This window comes from Clostridium sp. UBA5988 (assembly GCF_002435615.1).
Classification (GTDB): Bacteria; Bacillota; Clostridia; order Clostridiales; family Clostridiaceae; genus Clostridium_J; species Clostridium_J sulfidigenes.
In genome coordinates, this window is the sequence record NZ_DJBA01000075.1 from 27,796 (window position 1) to 47,923 (window position 20,128).

Annotated in this window: 19 protein-coding genes; 14 read left to right on the plus strand and 5 right to left on the minus strand. The window is 30.0% G+C overall.

Going from position 1 to position 20,128, the window contains the following annotated elements; all coding sequences use genetic code 11:
- Nucleotides 1-33: 33 nt before the first annotated feature.
- Nucleotides 34-498 carry a DUF4883 family protein gene (locus tag B3J31_RS15610; RefSeq protein WP_346867368.1) on the minus strand — a complete coding sequence of 155 codons (465 nt, stop codon included), beginning with the start codon at nucleotides 496-498 and terminating at the stop codon, nucleotides 34-36.
- Nucleotides 499-962: 464 nt separating this feature from the next.
- Between B3J31_RS15610 and B3J31_RS15615 the strand changes: the two genes are divergently transcribed.
- Both B3J31_RS15615 and B3J31_RS15620 read left to right on the plus strand, forming a co-directional pair.
- A complete protein-coding gene (locus B3J31_RS15615; RefSeq protein ID WP_346867367.1) occupies nucleotides 963-2,657 on the plus strand; it encodes a [Fe-Fe] hydrogenase large subunit C-terminal domain-containing protein in 1,695 nt (564 codons plus the stop codon).
- Complete coding sequence (locus B3J31_RS15620; RefSeq protein ID WP_346867366.1) at nucleotides 2,650-3,819, plus strand: SpoIIE family protein phosphatase; 1,170 nt, start codon at nucleotides 2,650-2,652, stop codon at nucleotides 3,817-3,819. Before B3J31_RS15615 ends, B3J31_RS15620 begins: the two co-directional genes overlap by 8 nt.
- Before the next feature lie 75 nt (nucleotides 3,820-3,894).
- Here the strand turns inward: B3J31_RS15620 and B3J31_RS15625 are convergent, their stop codons facing one another.
- The 4 genes from B3J31_RS15625 to B3J31_RS15640 all read right to left on the minus strand — a co-directional run bounded on the left by B3J31_RS15625 (nucleotide 3,895) and on the right by B3J31_RS15640 (nucleotide 9,566).
- Nucleotides 3,895-5,613 (minus strand): S8 family peptidase, encoded by a 1,719-nt coding sequence (locus B3J31_RS15625; protein ID WP_346867365.1) that lies wholly within the window; start codon nucleotides 5,611-5,613, stop codon nucleotides 3,895-3,897.
- Nucleotides 5,610-7,469 carry a S8 family peptidase gene (locus tag B3J31_RS15630; protein WP_346867364.1) on the minus strand — a complete coding sequence of 620 codons (1,860 nt, stop codon included), beginning with the start codon at nucleotides 7,467-7,469 and terminating at the stop codon, nucleotides 5,610-5,612. Before B3J31_RS15630 ends, B3J31_RS15625 begins: the two co-directional genes overlap by 4 nt.
- Before the next feature lie 305 nt (nucleotides 7,470-7,774).
- Entirely contained in the window at nucleotides 7,775-8,971 is a 1,197-nt protein-coding gene (locus tag B3J31_RS15635) for a site-specific integrase (protein WP_346867363.1), read from the minus strand.
- Nucleotides 8,972-9,074: 103 nt separating this feature from the next.
- On the minus strand, nucleotides 9,075-9,566 hold the full coding sequence (locus B3J31_RS15640) for a helix-turn-helix transcriptional regulator (protein WP_346867362.1): 492 nt from the start codon (nucleotides 9,564-9,566) through the stop codon (nucleotides 9,075-9,077).
- 137 nt (nucleotides 9,567-9,703) lie between these two features.
- Between B3J31_RS15640 and B3J31_RS15645 the strand changes: the two genes are divergently transcribed.
- The 12 genes from B3J31_RS15645 to B3J31_RS15700 all read left to right on the plus strand — a co-directional run bounded on the left by B3J31_RS15645 (nucleotide 9,704) and on the right by B3J31_RS15700 (nucleotide 20,120).
- Nucleotides 9,704-9,916 (plus strand): helix-turn-helix transcriptional regulator, encoded by a 213-nt coding sequence (locus tag B3J31_RS15645; protein ID WP_346867361.1) that lies wholly within the window; start codon nucleotides 9,704-9,706, stop codon nucleotides 9,914-9,916.
- Between the two features lie 137 nt (nucleotides 9,917-10,053).
- On the plus strand, nucleotides 10,054-10,221 hold the full coding sequence (locus tag B3J31_RS15650) for a hypothetical protein (RefSeq protein ID WP_346867360.1): 168 nt from the start codon (nucleotides 10,054-10,056) through the stop codon (nucleotides 10,219-10,221).
- 3 nt (nucleotides 10,222-10,224) lie between these two features.
- The gene (locus B3J31_RS15655; protein ID WP_346867359.1) at nucleotides 10,225-10,458 is read left to right on the plus strand and encodes a DNA-binding protein; all 234 of its coding nucleotides are present in this window, start codon (nucleotides 10,225-10,227) and stop codon (nucleotides 10,456-10,458) included.
- A 124-nt stretch (nucleotides 10,459-10,582) separates the two neighbouring features.
- Nucleotides 10,583-13,177 carry a hypothetical protein gene (locus tag B3J31_RS15660; protein WP_346874193.1) on the plus strand — a complete coding sequence of 865 codons (2,595 nt, stop codon included), beginning with the start codon at nucleotides 10,583-10,585 and terminating at the stop codon, nucleotides 13,175-13,177.
- A 288-nt stretch (nucleotides 13,178-13,465) separates the two neighbouring features.
- On the plus strand, nucleotides 13,466-13,912 hold the full coding sequence (locus tag B3J31_RS15665) for a hypothetical protein (protein WP_346867357.1): 447 nt from the start codon (nucleotides 13,466-13,468) through the stop codon (nucleotides 13,910-13,912).
- Between the two features lie 35 nt (nucleotides 13,913-13,947).
- Nucleotides 13,948-14,127, plus strand: a complete 180-nt coding sequence (locus tag B3J31_RS15670) for a hypothetical protein (protein ID WP_346867356.1) — start codon at nucleotides 13,948-13,950, stop codon at nucleotides 14,125-14,127.
- Between the two features lie 260 nt (nucleotides 14,128-14,387).
- Nucleotides 14,388-14,711, plus strand: coding sequence for a hypothetical protein (locus B3J31_RS15675; RefSeq protein ID WP_346867355.1), 324 nt, complete (start codon nucleotides 14,388-14,390; stop codon nucleotides 14,709-14,711).
- Nucleotides 14,712-14,722: 11 nt separating this feature from the next.
- Nucleotides 14,723-14,866 carry a hypothetical protein gene (locus B3J31_RS15680; RefSeq protein ID WP_346867354.1) on the plus strand — a complete coding sequence of 48 codons (144 nt, stop codon included), beginning with the start codon at nucleotides 14,723-14,725 and terminating at the stop codon, nucleotides 14,864-14,866.
- Nucleotides 14,867-15,213: 347 nt separating this feature from the next.
- Nucleotides 15,214-15,825, plus strand: a complete 612-nt coding sequence (locus B3J31_RS15685; protein WP_346867353.1) for a hypothetical protein — start codon at nucleotides 15,214-15,216, stop codon at nucleotides 15,823-15,825.
- A gap of 37 nt (nucleotides 15,826-15,862) precedes the next feature.
- Nucleotides 15,863-16,210 carry a hypothetical protein gene (locus B3J31_RS15690; protein ID WP_346867352.1) on the plus strand — a complete coding sequence of 116 codons (348 nt, stop codon included), beginning with the start codon at nucleotides 15,863-15,865 and terminating at the stop codon, nucleotides 16,208-16,210.
- On the plus strand, nucleotides 16,203-19,055 hold the full coding sequence (locus B3J31_RS15695) for a hypothetical protein (protein WP_346874194.1): 2,853 nt from the start codon (nucleotides 16,203-16,205) through the stop codon (nucleotides 19,053-19,055). The genes B3J31_RS15690 and B3J31_RS15695 overlap by 8 nt, the downstream gene beginning before the upstream one ends.
- Before the next feature lie 318 nt (nucleotides 19,056-19,373).
- Nucleotides 19,374-20,120: a sigma-70 family RNA polymerase sigma factor gene (locus B3J31_RS15700; RefSeq protein ID WP_346868033.1), complete on the plus strand. Its 747-nt coding sequence runs from the start codon at nucleotides 19,374-19,376 to the stop codon at nucleotides 20,118-20,120.
- Nucleotides 20,121-20,128 lie beyond the last annotated feature (8 nt).

Genomic DNA, 20,128 nt, shown 5'->3' on the forward strand with positions numbered 1-20,128 from the left:
TCTTCTGCCTTTTATATTTTCTTTTATTTGTAACTATTCTTCTGTAAAGTACTTACATATGCCATATAAGTTATAGGAAATTGGCACTTCAGTTATATTCAAGTAATCAACTTCATATTTTCCATCCCAATCATAGATAGATATATATTTTTCGTTAAATATAGTTATGCCATATTTTTTATTTGGGAATTCAATATATACTTTATATTTATAAGATTCAGGTAAATCATTAGGTTTTTTTATGAAATAGCTTTCATCTAAGGAATTTAAAAAACTAACAATATCTTTAGATTCTGTAGAAGGAAAATCAAATTCTTTAAAAAATTCTTTATAAAATACAGAAATACGCGTTGGTTCTGATTTGTTAAGATTGCTTACTAGTTCTTGAGTGTAATAATCAAGATATGTTTTTTCTTTATTTAGTGATGACTTTACCTTTGTACAGCCAGTGGTTATTGTTATTATAATAATAAATAAAATTAGAAATTTCTTTTTCAAAATATCAACCCCTCTATTCCTTATAAATTATGAAAGTTAAGGTGTAATTATTACTACTAATAAGAAAAAATACTAGGTATAATATATATAAATAAAAATGTAATGTTTGGATTATAAATATTTACCATTAAATAATAAAAATTATTTTTATTATTAATAATAAAGAGATAGAAAAACTTAAGAAACAAATTGAAAAACTTACAGATAATATGTGGAAATAATAATGTTAATTTAATCAAAAAGATATGTTAGACATATGTTTTTTTATGGAAAACAATATACTTTATACATATATACACTAAGAAAATAAAATTATAGAATATATTTTAGCACTTGGAATTTGAGTCTTAGTTAGAATTGACAATTATACTATTCGGCTATACAATTGAATTGTTAAAACTTTATCAAATCAGTATTGTTAAATAGTTTACATTATTTATTTTATGATAGGGGATAGATTTTCCATGGGTATACTGAAATTTAAAAAAGCTAATTGTAAGAACTGTTATAAATGCATTAGAAATTGTCCTGTTAAAGCTATAGAGGTAAAAAATCATCAAGCTCAGATCATTGAAAGAGATTGTATTTTATGTGGTAATTGTATGGTTGTTTGCCCACAGAATGCTAAAGAAGTTCGTAATGATGTATTAACTATAAAGAATTTGATCAGGGAGGGGAAACAGGTTATTGCTAGTATAGCGCCTTCTTATATTTCAAATTACAACGTTACTCAGTTTTCACAATTTGCTAATGTGCTAAGAAAGCTTGGATTTAGTGATGCTTTTGAAACGGCAGAAGGGGCATACATAGTCAAAAGTGAATATGAAAATTTGATTAATAATCATTGGAAAAATGTAATTATATCTTCATGTTGTCCTACGGTTGTTAAATTAGTTCAGAAGCATTATCCAGAAGCGTTAAAGTATTTAGCACCTGTAATTTCACCAGTGCAAGCTCATAGTAAATTATTGAAAAGTAATATGAAGGATGCTATTGTTGTGTTTATTGGTCCATGCATATCTAAAAAAGAAGAATGTGGAAGTGGAGAAGAATACAATGATATAACCATTACTTTTGAAGAGTTAGATATTTGGATAAATGAAGAAGGATTAAAATTTGAAGATAATATAAACATAGATAAAAGCACTTATGTTTCCAGATTATTCCCCATAACTGGAGGAATTTTGAATACAATGAATAAAAGTTCTGAGTATAGATATATTGCTATTGATGGTCTAGATAATTGTATAGAAACCCTAAAAGAAATAATTAATAATAATCTAGATAATTGTTTTATTGAAATGAGTGCATGTAGTGGTAGTTGCATAAATGGTCCAGCATCATCTCATAACAAATCCTTACGAATATCTTCAATGAATAAGGTAGAAAGTATAGCATTGAATGAATGTAATCCTACTGATTTTGATTTAAAATATAGTATTGATACAAGTAGAAGAATTACAGATGAACAAGTAGTTGTTCAATCTCCTAGTGATAGGGAGATTAGCAGTATATTAAGAAAAATGGGGAAAAATAGTATTCAAGATGAATTGAACTGTGGAACTTGTGGGTATTCAACTTGTAGAGAAAAGGCAATAGCAGTAATTTTAGGAAAAGCAGAAATAAGTATGTGTTTACCCTATATGAAGGAAAAAGCAGAATCTTTTTCAGATAAGATTATAAGTGTTACACCTAATGCTATTCTTACTGTAGATACTAGTTTAAAAGTTCAACAGATTAATAAATCAGCTTGTGACATATTTGAAATTCAAAATTCCAGAGACATTATTGGGTTTTCAGTATCTAGAATTTTAGATGAATTTGATTTTATAAAGGTAATAAGCAAAGAAGAGAATGCAGAAAATGAAAATGTTTACTTGCCTGAATACGGTAAGTTTGTTAAACAGAATTTTATATATGATAAAAATAGCGGAATTGTTATTTGTATAATGAAGGATATAACTAAACTAAAACTAAAAAGAGAGAAATTAATTAAAGAAAAGACACTTAGAGCAGAGATAACTGATAAAATTGTTGAAAAGCATATGTGTATTGTACATGAGATTGCATCATTACTTGGAGAAACAGCAGCTGAAACTCAAGTAGCACTTACAGACCTTAAAGAAGCAATACTTATGGAGGAAGAGGATTATGACTAATTTGTTTTTGGAAAGCGGATTTGCAAGCTTTAACAAACATGGTGAATCTATCTCTGGAGATTTTTATACTACAATAAAAGGTAAAGATAAGACTACATTTGTATTGTCTGATGGGTTGGGAAGTGGTATTAAGGCTAATATACTAGCAACTTTAACATCAAAGATATTAGGCACCATGATGGCTAGTAATATGTCTATAGAGGAAAGCGTATATACAATAGCTAAAAGCTTACCAGTTTGCAAGGTTAGAAATATGGCATATTCAACTTTTACTATACTTCAAATTTATCAACGAGGTGATGCATATTTAGCACAATTTGATAATCCTTCAGTAATTTTAATTAGAGAAGGGAAAAACGTTGTATATGATTCAATGTGCAAAGTTATATATGAAAAAGAAATACATGAAAGTAATATTAAGCTTTATATAGGAGATATGATAATACTTTTAACTGATGGAGTTACAAGTGCTGGACTCGGAAGAACTACAAAAAATGGGTGGAGAAGAGAAAGTGTTATAGAATATGTTCAGAGATGGTATACTCCGGATATGTCACCACAAAGGATGGCGGCAACCATAGCAAATGCATCTATGGATTTATATTTAAATTCCCCAGATGATGACATAACCGTTGCTGTGTTTAAAATTTGTGAGAGAAAAGTAGTAAATCTTATGATAGGTCCACCAGAGCATAAAGAAGATGATAATAAGGTATTAAAACTTTTTTTTTCAAGAAAAGGTAAGAAGATAATTTGTGGAGGAACTACGGCTAAGATAGCAAGTAGATATTTAAATAAGCCTATTGTAATAAACAACAATACATGCAATGAGGAAATACCATCAACTGCGTGTATTGAAGGAGTAGATTTAGTTACAGAAGGAGTTATAACTTTGGAAAAAGTTTTAAATATTGCTAAACAATATAGTGTTACATCAAATATATCCTTAGATTTAAGGAATAAAATAGACGGAGCTTCCATGATAGCAAAAATTTTATTTGAAGAATCAACTGATATAAATTTTTTTATAGGGAATGCAATAAATCCTGTTCATGATGATTCCAATAGTCATATTAGTTATACTATAAAATTAGGAATAATAAGAGAATTAGAAAAGATACTTAGTAATATAGGTAAAAATGTTAAAGTGAGTATGTGTTAAAAAAGAGTTTAAAAGAAGAAAAGTTACAAAACCCTAATCATAGTATGTTTTATGATTAGGGTTTTACCAGTATAGTTAAATCATATTTTGAAACATTTTAAGTATATTTAATAATCCATAGCCCCATTGAGGATTAGGATATATATCACCAAGACGTTGTACAGCGCCTCTTGCTATATAGGTTTTCATAGATTGAGAATACATGTAAGGATCATTAAGTCTAGTAAATCCCCATTCAAATAACATAGCACAAGCACCAGCAACAACAGCAGCAGCTACACAGGTGCCATTAACTGTTGCAATTTCGTTGTTAGGAGCTACTGTTATAGCATTTACACCACCAGCTGCTATATCAACGTAATTAAATTTAAGGTTGTTAAAACCTGCACCAGAGTAGTTTAGAAGATAATTATTGCTTTGATTATAAGCAGCAACAGAGATTACATAAGGGGAATTGCTTGGATTAGTAGATGTCCCAAAGGGATCTGCATAGCTAAAGTGAGTACCACCAACAGTTAAGCCCTCTTCTGGAATCCAAGCATTAAAGTTACCTTTTAAAACAGTATTTGTAATCAATCTAAGTTTCCATATGCCTGATTGTATATCATAAAATCTAATTCGTATTAATTCATCACCGGTAATATCTTCAGGTAAATGGTAATTAACTTTGACTGAAGTCCTTTCGAATATATAATCGTAATATTCTGTATCATTAATTACGGCTCCAATAATACCAGTGCTTTCACCGGAGGGAGAGATAATTTCTACTGACATGATATTAGGTGAATCTACCCAAATATCCATCCAAAGACTATTTTGTTCTGGAGATACATCAACTTCTACTATATGAAGTTCTCCAGGTTCGGATAGTATTCCAGAAGTATGGCATCCTTTATCTCTTTGATTGCCAGTTGGAACAACCACTATAAATCCACTATTTTGGCTTAAAGACTCTATATACTGCTCTAAGATTCCAGTTCCCTTATGGTTACCTAAATTAGTACCAAGAGGAAAAAGAATTACCATTGGTTTAGTGGAAGTTAAAGAGTATCTATATAAAAATTCTAGGGCTGCAAAAATAGTAGTTATATTATAAAGTGGAACTTTAACATTAAATTGTGATTTGTAGGAAAAATCTTCAATTAGTTTTACAATTACAAAATCACAATTTGGGACCACACCCTTTAACTGGGGATTTTTACCGGTGGCTCCAATTATCCCAGCCATATTTGTGCCATGACCAACTTCATCTATGGTTGGTACTATATCATAGGGTGATTTTCCTTCTCTAGCTGCTTGTATAGCAGACTGAATATCATCCTTTTCATATACAGAACCATATGGAATAAACTCATCTAAAGCTTTACCATTAGAAGGAATTGATTGATCCCAAATACACTCTATTCTAGTTTCTCCATTATCCCTCATGAATTCTTCGCTTAAGTAATCAATGCCTGTATCAAGAATTGCTACATTGACACCACTGCCATTTAAGGTTAAAGGTAGGTCTAACTGTAAGAAACCTGCTTGAGAGGCTTCTGTAGGGGTAATCTGTTGAAGGGTATACATTTCAGCTGGCTTTACATATACAATGGAGGAGTATTCAGGGTCACCAACAGATATTTCCACATTTTTAGGGAGAGATATGATTGCATATCTTTCATTAATTATAGTTAGGTAATGATTTGGCTCTTGAGAGAAGTCTTGCTGAATATTTCCTTGATACTGAACAATATAATGATCGTAATTTACATCATAAAAAATGTTATCTGGAACATCTAAATTTCGCTTCATATAAAATCACCTACAATACATTTTGGAATTCTTATAAACATATTATTAGTATTATATATAATATAATCATGGTTTTTATTATATTCATTACAAGTGTTAGATCTAGTAACAGGAATATTTGTAGAATAGGCTCTACTTATAAAGTTAAAAACACCTACTAGGTCTAAATATCCATATCCTAATTCCTGATTAGGAAAACTGTAATAACTGCTCCTAGCTGCACCATGCATTAGATAACTTCTAATTTTTTGAGAATACATAGTTTGATCATTGCCATTAATAATTCCCCATTCTAATAATATTGCACAGGCTCCTGCAACTATAGCATTTGCAGCAGAACTACCAGACATGGTGGTAGTGCCACCAGTAACTTTTGTAGTTAAAATATTTATGCCTAATGTAGCTATATCAGGATTGATTAGGTTGTTAGTATTAAAACCCCTTCCAGAAGTGGAAATTAAAGCATTATCTTCACCATAATAAGAAACGGTAACAATATTAACGGCTGTGGATGGTTCGGTTAGTGTATTTAGAGGGTTAGGTTGAAGAAATTCGGTACCATTAGGTAAAGTACTATGGGGTTGTAGCCAAATATCATATCGTCCATCAATTAAATATTCTCCTATTAGCCGAAAGGTCCATATACCAGGTTTTATGTCATAAAATTCTACATGGATAACTTCATGGCCAGTAAAATGTTCCGGATTAAAATATAGTACTCTTGATCTCGTGTTTAAGAATACAAATTTAGTATTCTGTTCATTAACATCTTTGGATTTTAATAGGCTAGAGCTTTCGCCAGTAGGAGATACTATGACCAAAGAAGCTCTGTTTGGCTTTTTAACCCATATATTAAATGTGAAAAATTTCATTTCTTTGGTTATTCTAAGTTCTAGAGATGAGGGATCATCTTTATTTTTAATATAACCAGTAGCATGGGTTTGAGCAGCTCCTTCATTTCCGACGCCAGCAACTAAACATATTCCTCTAATAGTACCTATAGAGGACATATATCTAGAAATCAAGCTATTTCCATCGTGGCTACTTTCTGTAGAACCTAAGCCTAAATATATGACCATAGGTCTTTTAAGTTCAACAGCAACATTTTTTAAATATTCAATTCCAGCTACAATTTCACTGGCATTATAGATGGGGGTATACTCTACACCATTTTCCAATAAGGTTTTTCTAAAATTAGTAGATTCAAAGAGCTTTACGATTACAAAGTCACTGTCATTGGCTATACCTCTTACATCAGAGTTATTGCCTCTGGCACCGATAATCCCTGCAACCTGTGTACCATGCCCAATAGTATCTTTAGATGGCACAATGGTATAAGGATCTTCATTGTTTCTATAAGCTTTAATTGCTGCATTAATTTGTTCATTAGAATAAGTAGTACCCATATATGTGGTAGAACTATTGTTTGAGATAGTTTGATCCCATAGGCTAACTATTCTTGAAGTATCATCTTCTCTTATGAATTCCGCATTAAGATAATCTATACCTGTATCTACAATACCTATTAGAACTCCACTACCAGTTAAATTCAAATATGGATTTATTAATATGGAATTTATATTGCCCACGGAAGGCGGGTAAGTAGATTTTGATGTTTCACCTAATACAAACATTTTTCTAAAGTCGAAAAAAACAATTTGAGGAACTTCTTTTAACAATCTATTCATTTCTAAATGGGACACTGCTACTACAGCTAGATTATCTGTAATTACATCACCACAAGCATAGGATATTTTATCTATTTGTTCTTTAAATTTATCTTTATTTTTATATTGAACAAGAAAATTAGATACATTTTCATCATAATATAAACTACAATCTCTTGAATTAATCATAGATACTCCAAATAATAATACTTTATATTATTATATTTCAGTTTAAATATTTAATGATATTATTTGCTAAAATAAGTTTATAATATAAAAAAACCTCTTGATTAATCAAGAGGTTTTTACTGGTGCCGGTGACCGGGAATGGTTTATAAGTTGTCCACATAAATATAATATTGGCTTATAAGTGTTGATATTATTGGCTTTTAGGTGATATATGCACGTTGAATATTAAGCGAAAAATAAAAGTTACCCCATCTGATTGGGGTAACAGTTGGGGTAACTTTTGAAGCTTATTGGGGTAAAATTTATTATTCAAAAAGACAATCTAGTTTCTTGACTTCTTCCACTTTACCTTCTTCAGTAGCATGAACATAAATATATGTTGTGGCTATATCAGAGTGTCCCATAAGCTCCTGGACATTACTAGGCTTTGCTCCAGCTTCAATTAATCTAGTTGCATATGTGTGTCTAAGTGCATGAAACTTCATAGGCTTTATTTCTAGCTTTTTAAGTATTGATTGAAACTGTCTTAATGGTTTTTTACTATCAATGGGAGCTCCTACATCATTGCAAAATACATAGTTGTTATTAAGCCATACATCAGCATTTTCAAGTCTAGTTTTATTTTGTGATGCCTTATGTCTTTTAAGTACAGGAATGATTTTGGAAGGGATAGGAACAGTTCTTATAGAATTTTTAGTCTTTGGAGTTTGTTCCACTATTTCATATTTCCTCTTATTATTAGTTATTTCATCAATTATAGGAACTCTTTTAATGGACCTGGTAACCTTCAATTTTAGATTATCCATATCAATGTCAATCCACTTTAATGCTAAAAGTTCACCTTCTCTTAATCCAGTCCCTAAGGCAAGAAGAAATAAAGCTTCATTTTTATGACCTTTTATATAATTAGTAAATTTTTGTTGCTCTTCAAGGGTAAGAAATACAACTTTTTTATCTGATTCTTCCTCAACTGGTGTATGATCCTTTGGTAAAGATACATAAACACAAGGATTTTTAATTATATAGTCTTGTTTTACTGCTTCATTTAAGCATGGTTTAAAGTAACGATTAAGTGTTTTAATAGTACTAGGTTTTACACCATCTTTGATTAAAGCGTTATAATATGTTTGCAATGTAGTGGCCTTTAACTTAGTAAGCTCACAATTACATATACGTGGATTAGACTTAATATATTTTAAGTAGATACTATAATACCTCTCAAAGCTAGAAGGCTTCAAATCTTGCTTTCTAAACTCAAATAGATAAGTATAATACCATTGACCAAAAGTCATATTATCTGCATTAGGTGCAGCTTCTTTATATTTATTAAAATCCTTCATTTTCTGTAAAGCTTCAGCCTGGGTTTTACCATAAAAGCTTTTTCTTATAGGCTTACCACTACTATCATAGCCAGTAACAACTCTAGTTTCCCAGTATGTTTTACCTTTTATAACTTTCTTTCGTATAGTACCTTCACCATTTGCACGTTTATTATTAGCCATATATTCACCTTCTTTCTTATTTATAAGGTGCGTCAAATTTGACGCAGGGTATTAGTACCTTTAAAACAATAAACTTTTAGTGAGTGCAAGTTTGTACTTAGTGTTAATTACCTATTTTTCTAGATTTATTGATAATTTCAGATATTTTAAATTTGATAAATGAATCAGTGCTACTTGTCATATCATTTAAATCATTCATTGTTATTTCATATTCACCCTCTGGGGCTTTAAGAATTATATCCCCTTCGGCTGTATCTATTATAATCTCATATCCAAGTGCATACATATACTGCTCTAGTGAATAATTCTTACGATTTTCATTGGCTTTATTAAAACGGGATTTATCTAATATGTCGTGTATATCCCCATTATCATTGATGTATGCAATTAAATCAGAGCCTAATAAATCATACGGTGATATTTTCAATACATTACATATATCTGTAAGAGTTGCTGGAGGGATGTTGCTTGTTCCACTCTCATATTTTCGTATTGAGATTTCAGATTTTAAAATTTTATCTCCTAGTTCCTTTTGTGTAAGTCTTAAGTTCTTTCTAAAATGTTTTATATTTTCACCTAGAACTTTATATTTCATATAATCACCTCTATTTTAGAATATAACACAACCGATAAAAAATATCTATAAAAAGTTTATAAAACTATTGACATAGATAAAAATTATCTGTAAGATGTAGTTAAACCGATAAAAAATATCTATAACGAGGTGAAAAAATGAACGTAAAAATTGCAAGAATTAAAATGGGGCTTACCCAAAAACAATTAAGAGATAAGTTAGTCAATGAATTTTCAGTGGGTATATCTCCAAGTACTATTGTTGCTATAGAAAAAGGCAATTATTCAACTTTGAATTTCGGGCAAATGGTAGCTATAGCTGCAGCTCTTAATTCTACTGTACCTGCTTTATTCTTCTCTGACGAAGATTAAACACTTTATATCTAAAGCATTTTAAAACCACTATATGTGGTCATATTGGAGATTTAAGCACATCAGAATGACATTGCATAGAAAGACACAAGCGGAGTATCAGAGGCTCTGTAAGAAGAATATGAAAGGGTGATTAAATGTTAAGAGTTGAATTACCTAAGGACATACAGAAGGTAGAAAAGCAGATTAAAGCTTTAAGGTATCAAATATCCAGGGACATAAGTCCTAAGGATAAAAATATACATGAAGCAGCTCTTAGAGCATTAATAGAACACAGAGAAAAATTATTATTGAAGGGGGATTAAGTAATGGAAAGCATGAGTTTACAACAAAGAATAGATGAACATAATAAGGATTTAGTTAAGAAGTTAGGGAATTATAAAGATTTATCTGTTAGCTTGGGTATTTCAGAAAATAAAGCTAAGGAGCTTATGAGAAGAGCTGACGCTCCTGTGGTGAAGATTGGTAGGAATAAGTATGTGATACTAAGCAAAATAGATAAATGGCTTGATGAGATGATTAAGTGCAATAGTTTCTGTTAAGGAGGAATGACATGAGTATAAAAATTCTTAATAAATATATGCTGCTTTGTGAAGAGCTCCATTGTATTCCCTCATTAGAAGGATTGCAGCTCTTCAAGAAAGTTTTTAGTAGGTGATATAACATATGACAGAAATTAATATAGATCAAATACCAGAAGAACTTAAAAATCTTAATCAATGGGTATTATGGAGATTAAAGAAGAGAAAAGATGGGAGTTTTACTAAAGTACCGTATCAAATTTCTGGAGCTAAAGCAAGCATTAAAGAACCTAAAAAGTGGAATAGCTTTGACAATGTGATAGCTCAATTTAACAAAGGAAGTTATTCCGGAATAGGGTTTGTATTATCAAATAATGATGAGTATGTTGGGATAGACTTTGATGAATGTATTAGTGAAGATGGCAAGATAAATGAAAGTATTGAAGAAATTATTAATAATTGCAATAGCTATGCTGAAATTAGTCAAAGTGGAAAAGGAATTCACATTATTATAAAAGGTAATCTACACCGAGCCATTAAAAAGAAAGAAATTGAAATGTATAGTACTGTGAGATATTTCACTATTACAGGTAAAAAAATAAGTAATAATAATAATATATCACATAATCAATCTTTAATTGACGAACTATACTCTAAATATGCAATTACAACAAAAGTTACTCTAGGAGATATTGATAACGAAGGTGCAGAGCTTTCAGATGAAGAGATAAAGACAACGTTAGATAAAGCTTTTCAGAGTAAAAATGGATTTAAAATTGAAGCACTTTACAATGGTGAATGGGATAATTTATATCCGAGTCAGAGTGAAGCAGACCAGGCACTTTGTAATTATCTAGCATTTTGGCTTGATAAGAATTCTATAAATATTGACAGAGCATTTAGAGAGAGTAACTTATATAGAGAGAAATGGAACAGGGAAGATTATAGTTTGAATACTATTGGAATGGCAATTAAATCATGTGATAAAAGTTATCAAGAATCTTTAATAGAGCTTAATGAAAAAAATAAGTTTAACATATGGGAAGAAGATAATTGTTATGTAAAGAAACTTAAAAATGGTACATCTGTTATATCTAACTTTATTTTAGTACCTATAAGGTATATAGAATGTGTTGATAATCCAGGTATGAGTACATTAGAAGTAAAGCTAATAACTGATAGCAATCATTGTATTAATAAAAAATATAAAGCTACTGATTTTGATAATGTTCAAACTTTCGATAAAGTTACTTGTGATTTTAGAACTAAATTTACAGGTAATACACAAGATCTAAAGACTATAAAAGTAATGCTATTTAATAAAGTAGAAATTAAGATAAATGCTTTTAGCTTTGGGGGAGTACATTGTTTTAATGATAAATGGTACTTCTTAGATAATAAAGGGTGTATTGATTCAAATGGATTAGAGAGTAAAGATATAATTCTACTTAATGATAATTCTATTTCTTCAAGTATAACTCAAGTAAATAAAATTACTAGAGAAGAGCTAGAGGTATTGAGTAAAGATATATTAAATTTTAACTCTAAAGAGATAACTATCAGCATTATCGGATATATTTCTGCATTATTTATAAAAGAAAAGTTAAAAAATTCAAATGTTAAGTTTAGTCATCTATTTATATCTGGTGAAGCTGGAGCGGGTAAAAGTGAAACTCTAGAAAATATAATTATCCCATTATTAAGTATAGAAAGTAGTGTAATTAGTGCAGATGGTTGTACAAGGTTTGTCTTAGAAAAATTACTCAGTTCAAACAATACTATACCATTAATAATAGAAGAATATAAACCAGGATATATAAAAGAATCTCAAATTAGATTAATATCTAGCATACTTAGAAATTCTTATGATTGGCATAATAGTGTAAGAGGAAATGAAAAGCTTGAAATAGATAGTAGTAATTTAAAGAGTTCCATAATATTATGTGGGGAATCCTCATCAAGCGAAACTGCACTTATAGAAAGAAGTTTATTGTTAACTTTTTCTAAAAAAGAATCAAAAGAAGATGATAGGACAAAGTCTTATACCTTACTTAAGAATAATAGAGATTTACTTAGAAAATTAGGTAGAGGATTATTAGAAATAGGATTAAGTATATCATTAGATGAGATACAACAACTTTATGAAGAATGTAGTAGTTATATAAGTACTAATATAAAGGTTGATAGAATTAAAAATACTGGAATTAACACTTTCATGGGGTTGAAAATATTAAAACTTCTGTATGAGAAAATGAACTTAAATTTTGAGGAATCAATAGGGCTATCAGAAGATAATTTAATTAAATCAATCAATGAGAACTTAATACAAGAAAATCTAGACGGGAATATTTACACAAAATCTATAGTAGATGTAACTTTAGAGTATATAAATGATATGTTTAAAAAAGTAAATTGTGAATTTGATACAAAGTATACCAAAATAATGAAAGATGATTTTACAGGAAAAGAAATACTAGCAATTCAAATGAGAAGTGTTTATATGGAATTCTATAAATATCATAAAGATTTTAATATTCCAGGGCCACTATTGGAATGGAAAGACTTCCAAAAGCAGTTACAGAAGTCAGAGTATTATATTAATCACAATGTGGCTGTAAAGTTTGATTTAGGAGTTGATGGAGAAACAAAAGTTAAAAAGTGTTTTAAACTAGATATAGATATATTAAATGCAAAGGGAATTGATATTGAAAACATTTTAGAGAAAGCGGAGGTAACCTAAAGAAATAATAAATAACCTTATATAACTGAAATAGTAACTTGTTAAAAGTGTTGATATAACTACATTCATAATATATAGTAACCAAATAACTAAAAAAATATTTATATACTATATAAAGAATATAAGTGATATAAGTGATATAAGTATAGTTTATTTATAAGGTATCTGTGTATGTCAAAAAAAAACTGGTTATTAGGTTATCTTAGTAATATCAAGGTTTAGCATGGTTATTACCATTAAAAATAGGTTATGAAATTGGTTATCTTAATAATGAAAGGGGAAATTTTAATGATAACAGCCTCATATGAGTTGGATTTGCAAGGATATAATAGTGGTATATTAATTAATGACTTTGATGAGAAGGTCAACCATTATATAAAAATTACAGCTTTTGATAGAAATGGTATTTTACAAAGTTATCAAGATTTGAATGAAGTAAATGGAAGGTTAGATATTGTAGTATCTACAGAGCACTTACAAGCTGAACTAAGAGAGTTTATTTTATTAAAATTAAATGATGATTATAGACTTGGGAATTTACTCCAGTATTTAGGAATTGTTAAGAGCTGTAGCAATAGATTAGGTAGTGGTTTATATATACTAGAAAATGTAGAACTAGAATTTCTTCAACCATTGTACTGCTATTTAGATTCCGTTTATATCGATGCAATTGATACATTTAAAAGGGCTAAAACAGATTATAAAAATAGTTGCACTTATAAATTACTTGAATAACAAACTAAATTTCTAGATTTAAAGGAGAGTTTTAAATGAAGATAACATCTAATAATAGTGGAACATCTCTATATCATTACTCTAAAAAAGCTATAGCTGAGAATAGCATGATAAATCAAAATAATAAGCCTATGAGTAGAAAACAAAGAAGAAAACTAGAAAGAAAGTTAAGTAAAAAGGTTAATAAGTACCTTAATGAAAACAATCATTGTTAACTAATGTTAACGTCAAATATGTTTAGAAATGTCAAGGTTAACGACTATATACATGTTGATTATGTTAAGAAAAGTTAAGGTTAACGATTATATACATGTTAGTTATTGTTAGTATTCACGCACGTATGAGGGTAAAAATAAAAGGTGGATAAGTTGCACCTCATCCACCAACAGAGTTCCAAAAGGATACTCTAGCACATAGCAATTTTAGAGTATCCCAAAAGCTGAAAAAATTCAAGTAGTAAAGGGGATTTTATATTATGGAATATAAAGATATTAAAAAATTGACTGAGAATATTATAGAGAATGAGTTTCAACATATACAAGAAAATGGTGAAAGAAATTTTATTGATACAGATAAAGAGCAGATAGAACTTACTGGAGAGTCAGAAAGACTATTTAACGAGCTATTTGATAATACACCTAAGGAATATCAAAAGTTATTACATGACTACTACGCAGCAGTAAGTGCTGATTGGGTAAATATGTGTAGGTTTTATTTTAAAGAAGGTGTTAAAGCTGGAGTATCAAATTTAGAGTTTATAAAAGAGATTGATGGTGTGATGTCAGTTAGCATCTTATAAGGAGTATATTTATGGTTAGGATTAAATTAAGTTATAAAAAAGAAGAAGATAAGATACGGATCCTTAAGCAGCTTTCCAATGATAATAATATAAAGAAAGTCAGTAAACCTCATAAAACTGGTGAGCTTTATAGAATATATGTTGATATAGAATAACTAAATAAGTCATTGAAAATACTGTACTCTAAGCATAGTAGATGATATAATATAAACATAAAAATAAATATAAGAAATACCCTCACTTGATAAGTGGGAAGGCATAAAAGCCATGGTTAATATTTTGGAAGTCCTAAAGAGGATAACTGATTTATTAGCTATGGCTTTTTATTTTGTTAAAAAGAAAGGAAGGTAAACATGAACGATAAGGCTAAAGAGAAGAGAAACGCGTATATGCGAAATTATCGAAAGCAGAACAAAGAAAGAATTAAGATAATCCAGGATAGATACTGGGAAAAGAAAGCAGTATCACAATAAAAATATTAAGTAAGAGGGGAAGATTAATTATGAGTAAGAAAAGTGAACTAAAGTCATTAATAGAGCGTTTTAAGGAACTAAGTATAAAATATGATAACGAGATTAGTTCTATAAAATCAAATGATGATTTAAGTGTGGAAGGAAAAGAAAAGTATATAGCTGCAATCATGGATAAATTTAGAGGCGAATCAAGCATTTTCAAACAGAATGCTATAAAATTTATTGATTCGGGAATTACTGATTATAAATCAAAAATAAAAGAAAAATCATTTGAAAGAATGTCAGATAGTACTTACCAGCAAACTTTAGCAAATACTTTGAAGATACTTGAATTTAGTATGGATTCTTTAAATGAAGAAGATATAAAGGGTATTATGGAGCCATTTAAAGATGATAGTTTAGCTTTAAATGGATTTAGAGGTATTTTATCAAAAGCTGAACAACCGGAAAAGGTCGCAATTGTGCCGATAGACAAAACTGGAAAGGTTATAAAGTTACAAGAATCATTTAAACGAAATATTGATACATTTATTACTGCAGAAGGCGAATATAGTGGCTTAACAGGAAGAGGTATGGCCATTGAGGGGATTATTTCAACTATAGATAATATAAATGATGATCTTAGCTTTAATGTTGAATAAGTTAAATGAGATATTGAAGTAAAGGGGATGAAATAATGTGAACAATAATGAAGATGCAATTATATTACCTAGAGTAGATATAAAAGAAAATCTAAATAGATTAATCAATAAGCTCATTATAAGAAAACCAATAAGGCCATATTATGTACGTGGTAAAAGGTGTGTATATATAGAATTATTTAAATCTAATTCAATAGGGTATATATGTTATATAGATGCATCTATTAAGAATAAAGCAGAGGAATACAAGTTATATACGAATGATTTAAGTACAGCAATAAAAGAACTGACACCTATAGCAAATTTATATAAAAAGGTTAATTCCGTATATAAGATTTATGATGAGTTAGTAATTATTTTTCCAGAGGAGGGATTATATGAGTGATAGTGTAGGTAAGATTACATTAGATGTAGAGCTGGTAAGTGATTTAAAAAAACAAGTTGGTGCAGTATCTAGTCTTATAGGTAATAACTTACGAAATTCATTACAAGCAACTACTAAGGCAGCGTTTGGAGGCATGGATAAGAGTACCAAGAAAAGTTTAAATACAGTTAATAATTCTATTAGATCTATGTTGACCAGAATGAGAGAATCAACTAAAAATACTTTAAGTTCAGTATTTGCTGCTATGAAAAATGTTAAAATGCCTAAAATTAAATTTCCTAGAGTAGAAGTATCAAAGCCTAAAGCAATAGACCAAGTAAGTACAAAATCCTATAGAGGGCCACCAATGAATGGTGAAATGTTAGGGGCGAAAATACAAAATGTATCAGCTACATTAGACACAGTAAATGCAAGAATAGATCAGCAACAATCTAAACTGGCACAATTAAGGGAATCCTATTCTAGGACATTTAATCAAAGTAGAAAGAATAAAATTGAGGAACAGATGCTTAAAACAGAGGCTGCTATTAATAAATTAATAGGACAGTCAGATAAATTAGGTTTTGAATTGTCAGATTTAGATGCACAATATGCAGCATTAGGGGCCAATGTTAGTAAAGCCTCTGGTGGAACTAATAAATTTTCTAATTCTATGAAAAACCTTGAAAAGAATACTAAAAGAGCTGGAAATAGCTTTAGAAGTAGCCATAGTGGTTTAAGCATGTTCTTAGGAACAATGATTAAATGGGGAGTAATATTTCCTATAATTCAAAGAGGAATTATGGCAATGGCCACATCATTAGGTCAATCACTTATGACTAATGCACAGTTTGCAAATTCTTTAGCTCAAATAAAAACTAACTTATCCGTAGCATTTACCCCGATATTTAATGCCATATTACCAGCATTAAATGCTTTAATGAGTGCATTAGCAACAGCTACAACATATATAGCTAGTTTCATTAGTGCAATATTTGGAAAAACATATCAGCAAAGTTACAATGCTACTCAAAGTTTAATAAATGCAAAGGCAGCTATGGGAGCTTATGGTGATACTACAGAAAAAGCTGGTAAACAAGCTAAGAAAGCACAGGGGAGTCTTGCTGGTTTTGATGAGATAAATACTTTAAATATGGATAATGGAGCGGATGATGCTGGAACTAGTGGGGGAGGTGGTGGTGGAGCTGACATTCCTACACTTACACCACCAAGTATTGATACTTCTGCGGTTGATAGCTCCATGAAAAGGTTAGTTGATAAGATAAAAGGATTTATTTCAACAATAGATTTTACACCATTAAAGAAATCATTTGAAAACTTAAAAGCATCTATAGTTCCTATAGTGGAGAATATAGGTAGGATTTTATCATGGTTTATGACTAATATATTAGGACCACTTACTAAATGGACTATAGAAGATTTATTACCAGCATTTTTTAATTTATTAGCTGGTGTCTTTAAAGTACTAAACCCATTACTTGAAGTATTTATGAATGTAGGTAAATGGCTATGGGATAATTTCTTACAACCTATAGCGGCATGGACTGGAGGAGTAATTGTTAATATTTTAAATGGACTTGCTGACGTTCTTACAAGAATAGGACAGTGGATAAGTGAGAATATGCCACTCATAGAAAATTTAATATTAGTAATAAGAAGTTTTGCATTAGCTTGGGGAATAGTTACTCTAGCATTAAAGGCTTGGAATTTAGTATCTGGGATAGCAACTATTGCTACTGGTGGATTAGGGGTGGTAATAGGATTTCTGACATCTCCTATAGGTATAGCAATATTGGCTATAGGTGCAATTATTGCAATAGGAGTACTTCTATATAAGAACTGGGATTGGATTAAAGAAAAATGTGGAGAAGTGTGGACTTGGATACAGCATAAACTTAAGCAATTTAGTGATTGGCTAACAAAGGTATTCACAACTGATTGGAGTAAAAGTTTCGGAGTTTTAGGTGAAGTCTTAAATGTATTTTTAAAACTTATTAAAGATATTTGGGATGGCGTGAAAAAAATATTAAGTGGAGTTATAGACTTTATTGTCGGGGTATTTACAGGAGATTGGAGTAGGGCCTGGGATGGTATTAAACAAATATTTAGTGGTGTATGGGATATTATAACAGGAATTTTAAAAGCCTTTGATAATTTCTTAAATTATATATTTACAGCAGACTGGTCTAAAGGTTTTGGAGTATTAGGACATATATTAAATGGATTCTTTGCCTCTGTAAGGCAAATATGGAATGGAATAAAGCAAGTATTTACAGGTATAGTTAACTTTGTATCTGGAGTGTTTACAGGGAATTGGTCAAAAGCATGGACAGGTGTAAAACAAATATTTAAAGGTATTTGGGATACATTTGTAGGTATTGCAAAGTCACCAATAAACATGATAATAGGACTCATAAACGGAATGATTAGCGCCATTAATGTGGCTATCAGAGGAATTAATAAATTGAAGTGGGATGTACCTAATTGGGTTCCAATTATAGGTGGACAAAAATGGGGATTTAATATATCTGAAATAGGAAGTGTACCTTACCTTGCTAAAGGTGGGGTAATAGATAGTCCAACTTTAGCTATGGTTGGTGAAGCAGGTCGTGAAGCAGTTGTTCCATTAGAAAATAATACAGGATGGAAAGATGAAATAGGGAGTATGGTAGCTAACGCAGTATTATCAGCTATGCAATTTAGTGGAGGCTCTTCAAATAGTAATTCAAATAATGGTGATATTATTCTTCAAATAGATGGTACAACCTTTGCTAGAGTTATTAATCCATATGCTGCTAAAGAAAACCAAAGGTTAGGTAATAGCATGATAATTAAAACAGTATAGGAGTGGTTAGAATGGTACTTATAAAAATAAATGGAATAGATAAGAAGTAATTTCAGAAAAGAATAATAAACTAAATATGAAAGTGGGGTTTGTTTGTTTAAATCCTCACTTTTTATACATTGAGAATATAACTTAGCTGTTGATATTACTATGTTTGAAAGGAGGGGTATACCCCCATGAATGAAACTAAGAAGAAAATAATAATATCTAAAAACCTAGCAAAACCCAACATTCGCACGTGTGTATAGCTAAGAAATGCTAAGGTATAAAATTAATATAGTAGAATAGTAAGGCTATAAAAGAAGGTGGTTGATGTACTTGAATAACGAGGAACTAGTTAAACTATATCAAGAAGGAAATAGACAGGCTATTGATGGGCTCCTGAAGAATAATGAGGGGATCATAAAGAAAATAGCTAACAAGTACATAAGAGTGAATTCTAGACTTGAATTTGATGATTTATTCAATAGTGGAGTTATAGGCTTAATAAATGCAGCTAAGAATTATGATTTTAATAATGATAAAAAGGCTCAATTTATTACTTATGCAGTAAATCACATAAATAGGCAGATATATTTTTGTGTTAATGGACATAGCTCCAAAGAGATAAAAAATAATAAGTTTTATAATACTACTAAAAGTTTAAATACTTTAGTGGGTGAAGATGAAGATATGGAGCTTTTAGATACTGTACAAGCTGATGATAATAGCTTTGAGGATATAGAATATAAGATATACCTTAAGCAACTTAGAGAAGAGCTAGAGGGAGTTATGGGGGATAAGCTTACACTAAGAGAAAGGGATATATTAAAATTTAGATATGGTTGGGATACAAAGATTTTAACTTTACAAGAGCTATCATGTATTTATGGTATTACCTCAGAAAGAGTTAGGCAGATTGAAAGAAAATCATTAAGAAATATAAGACATAGTACCTGGTATAGAGTTAAAGGGAAAGAGCATGCCAGAGAGTTAATAGGGTATGAAGAGTTGAGTTATAGAAGTGTAGAGAAGAAGATGGACTTTATGAATAGGTATTTTAGGAATGAAACATATAAATTATAGAATAAATA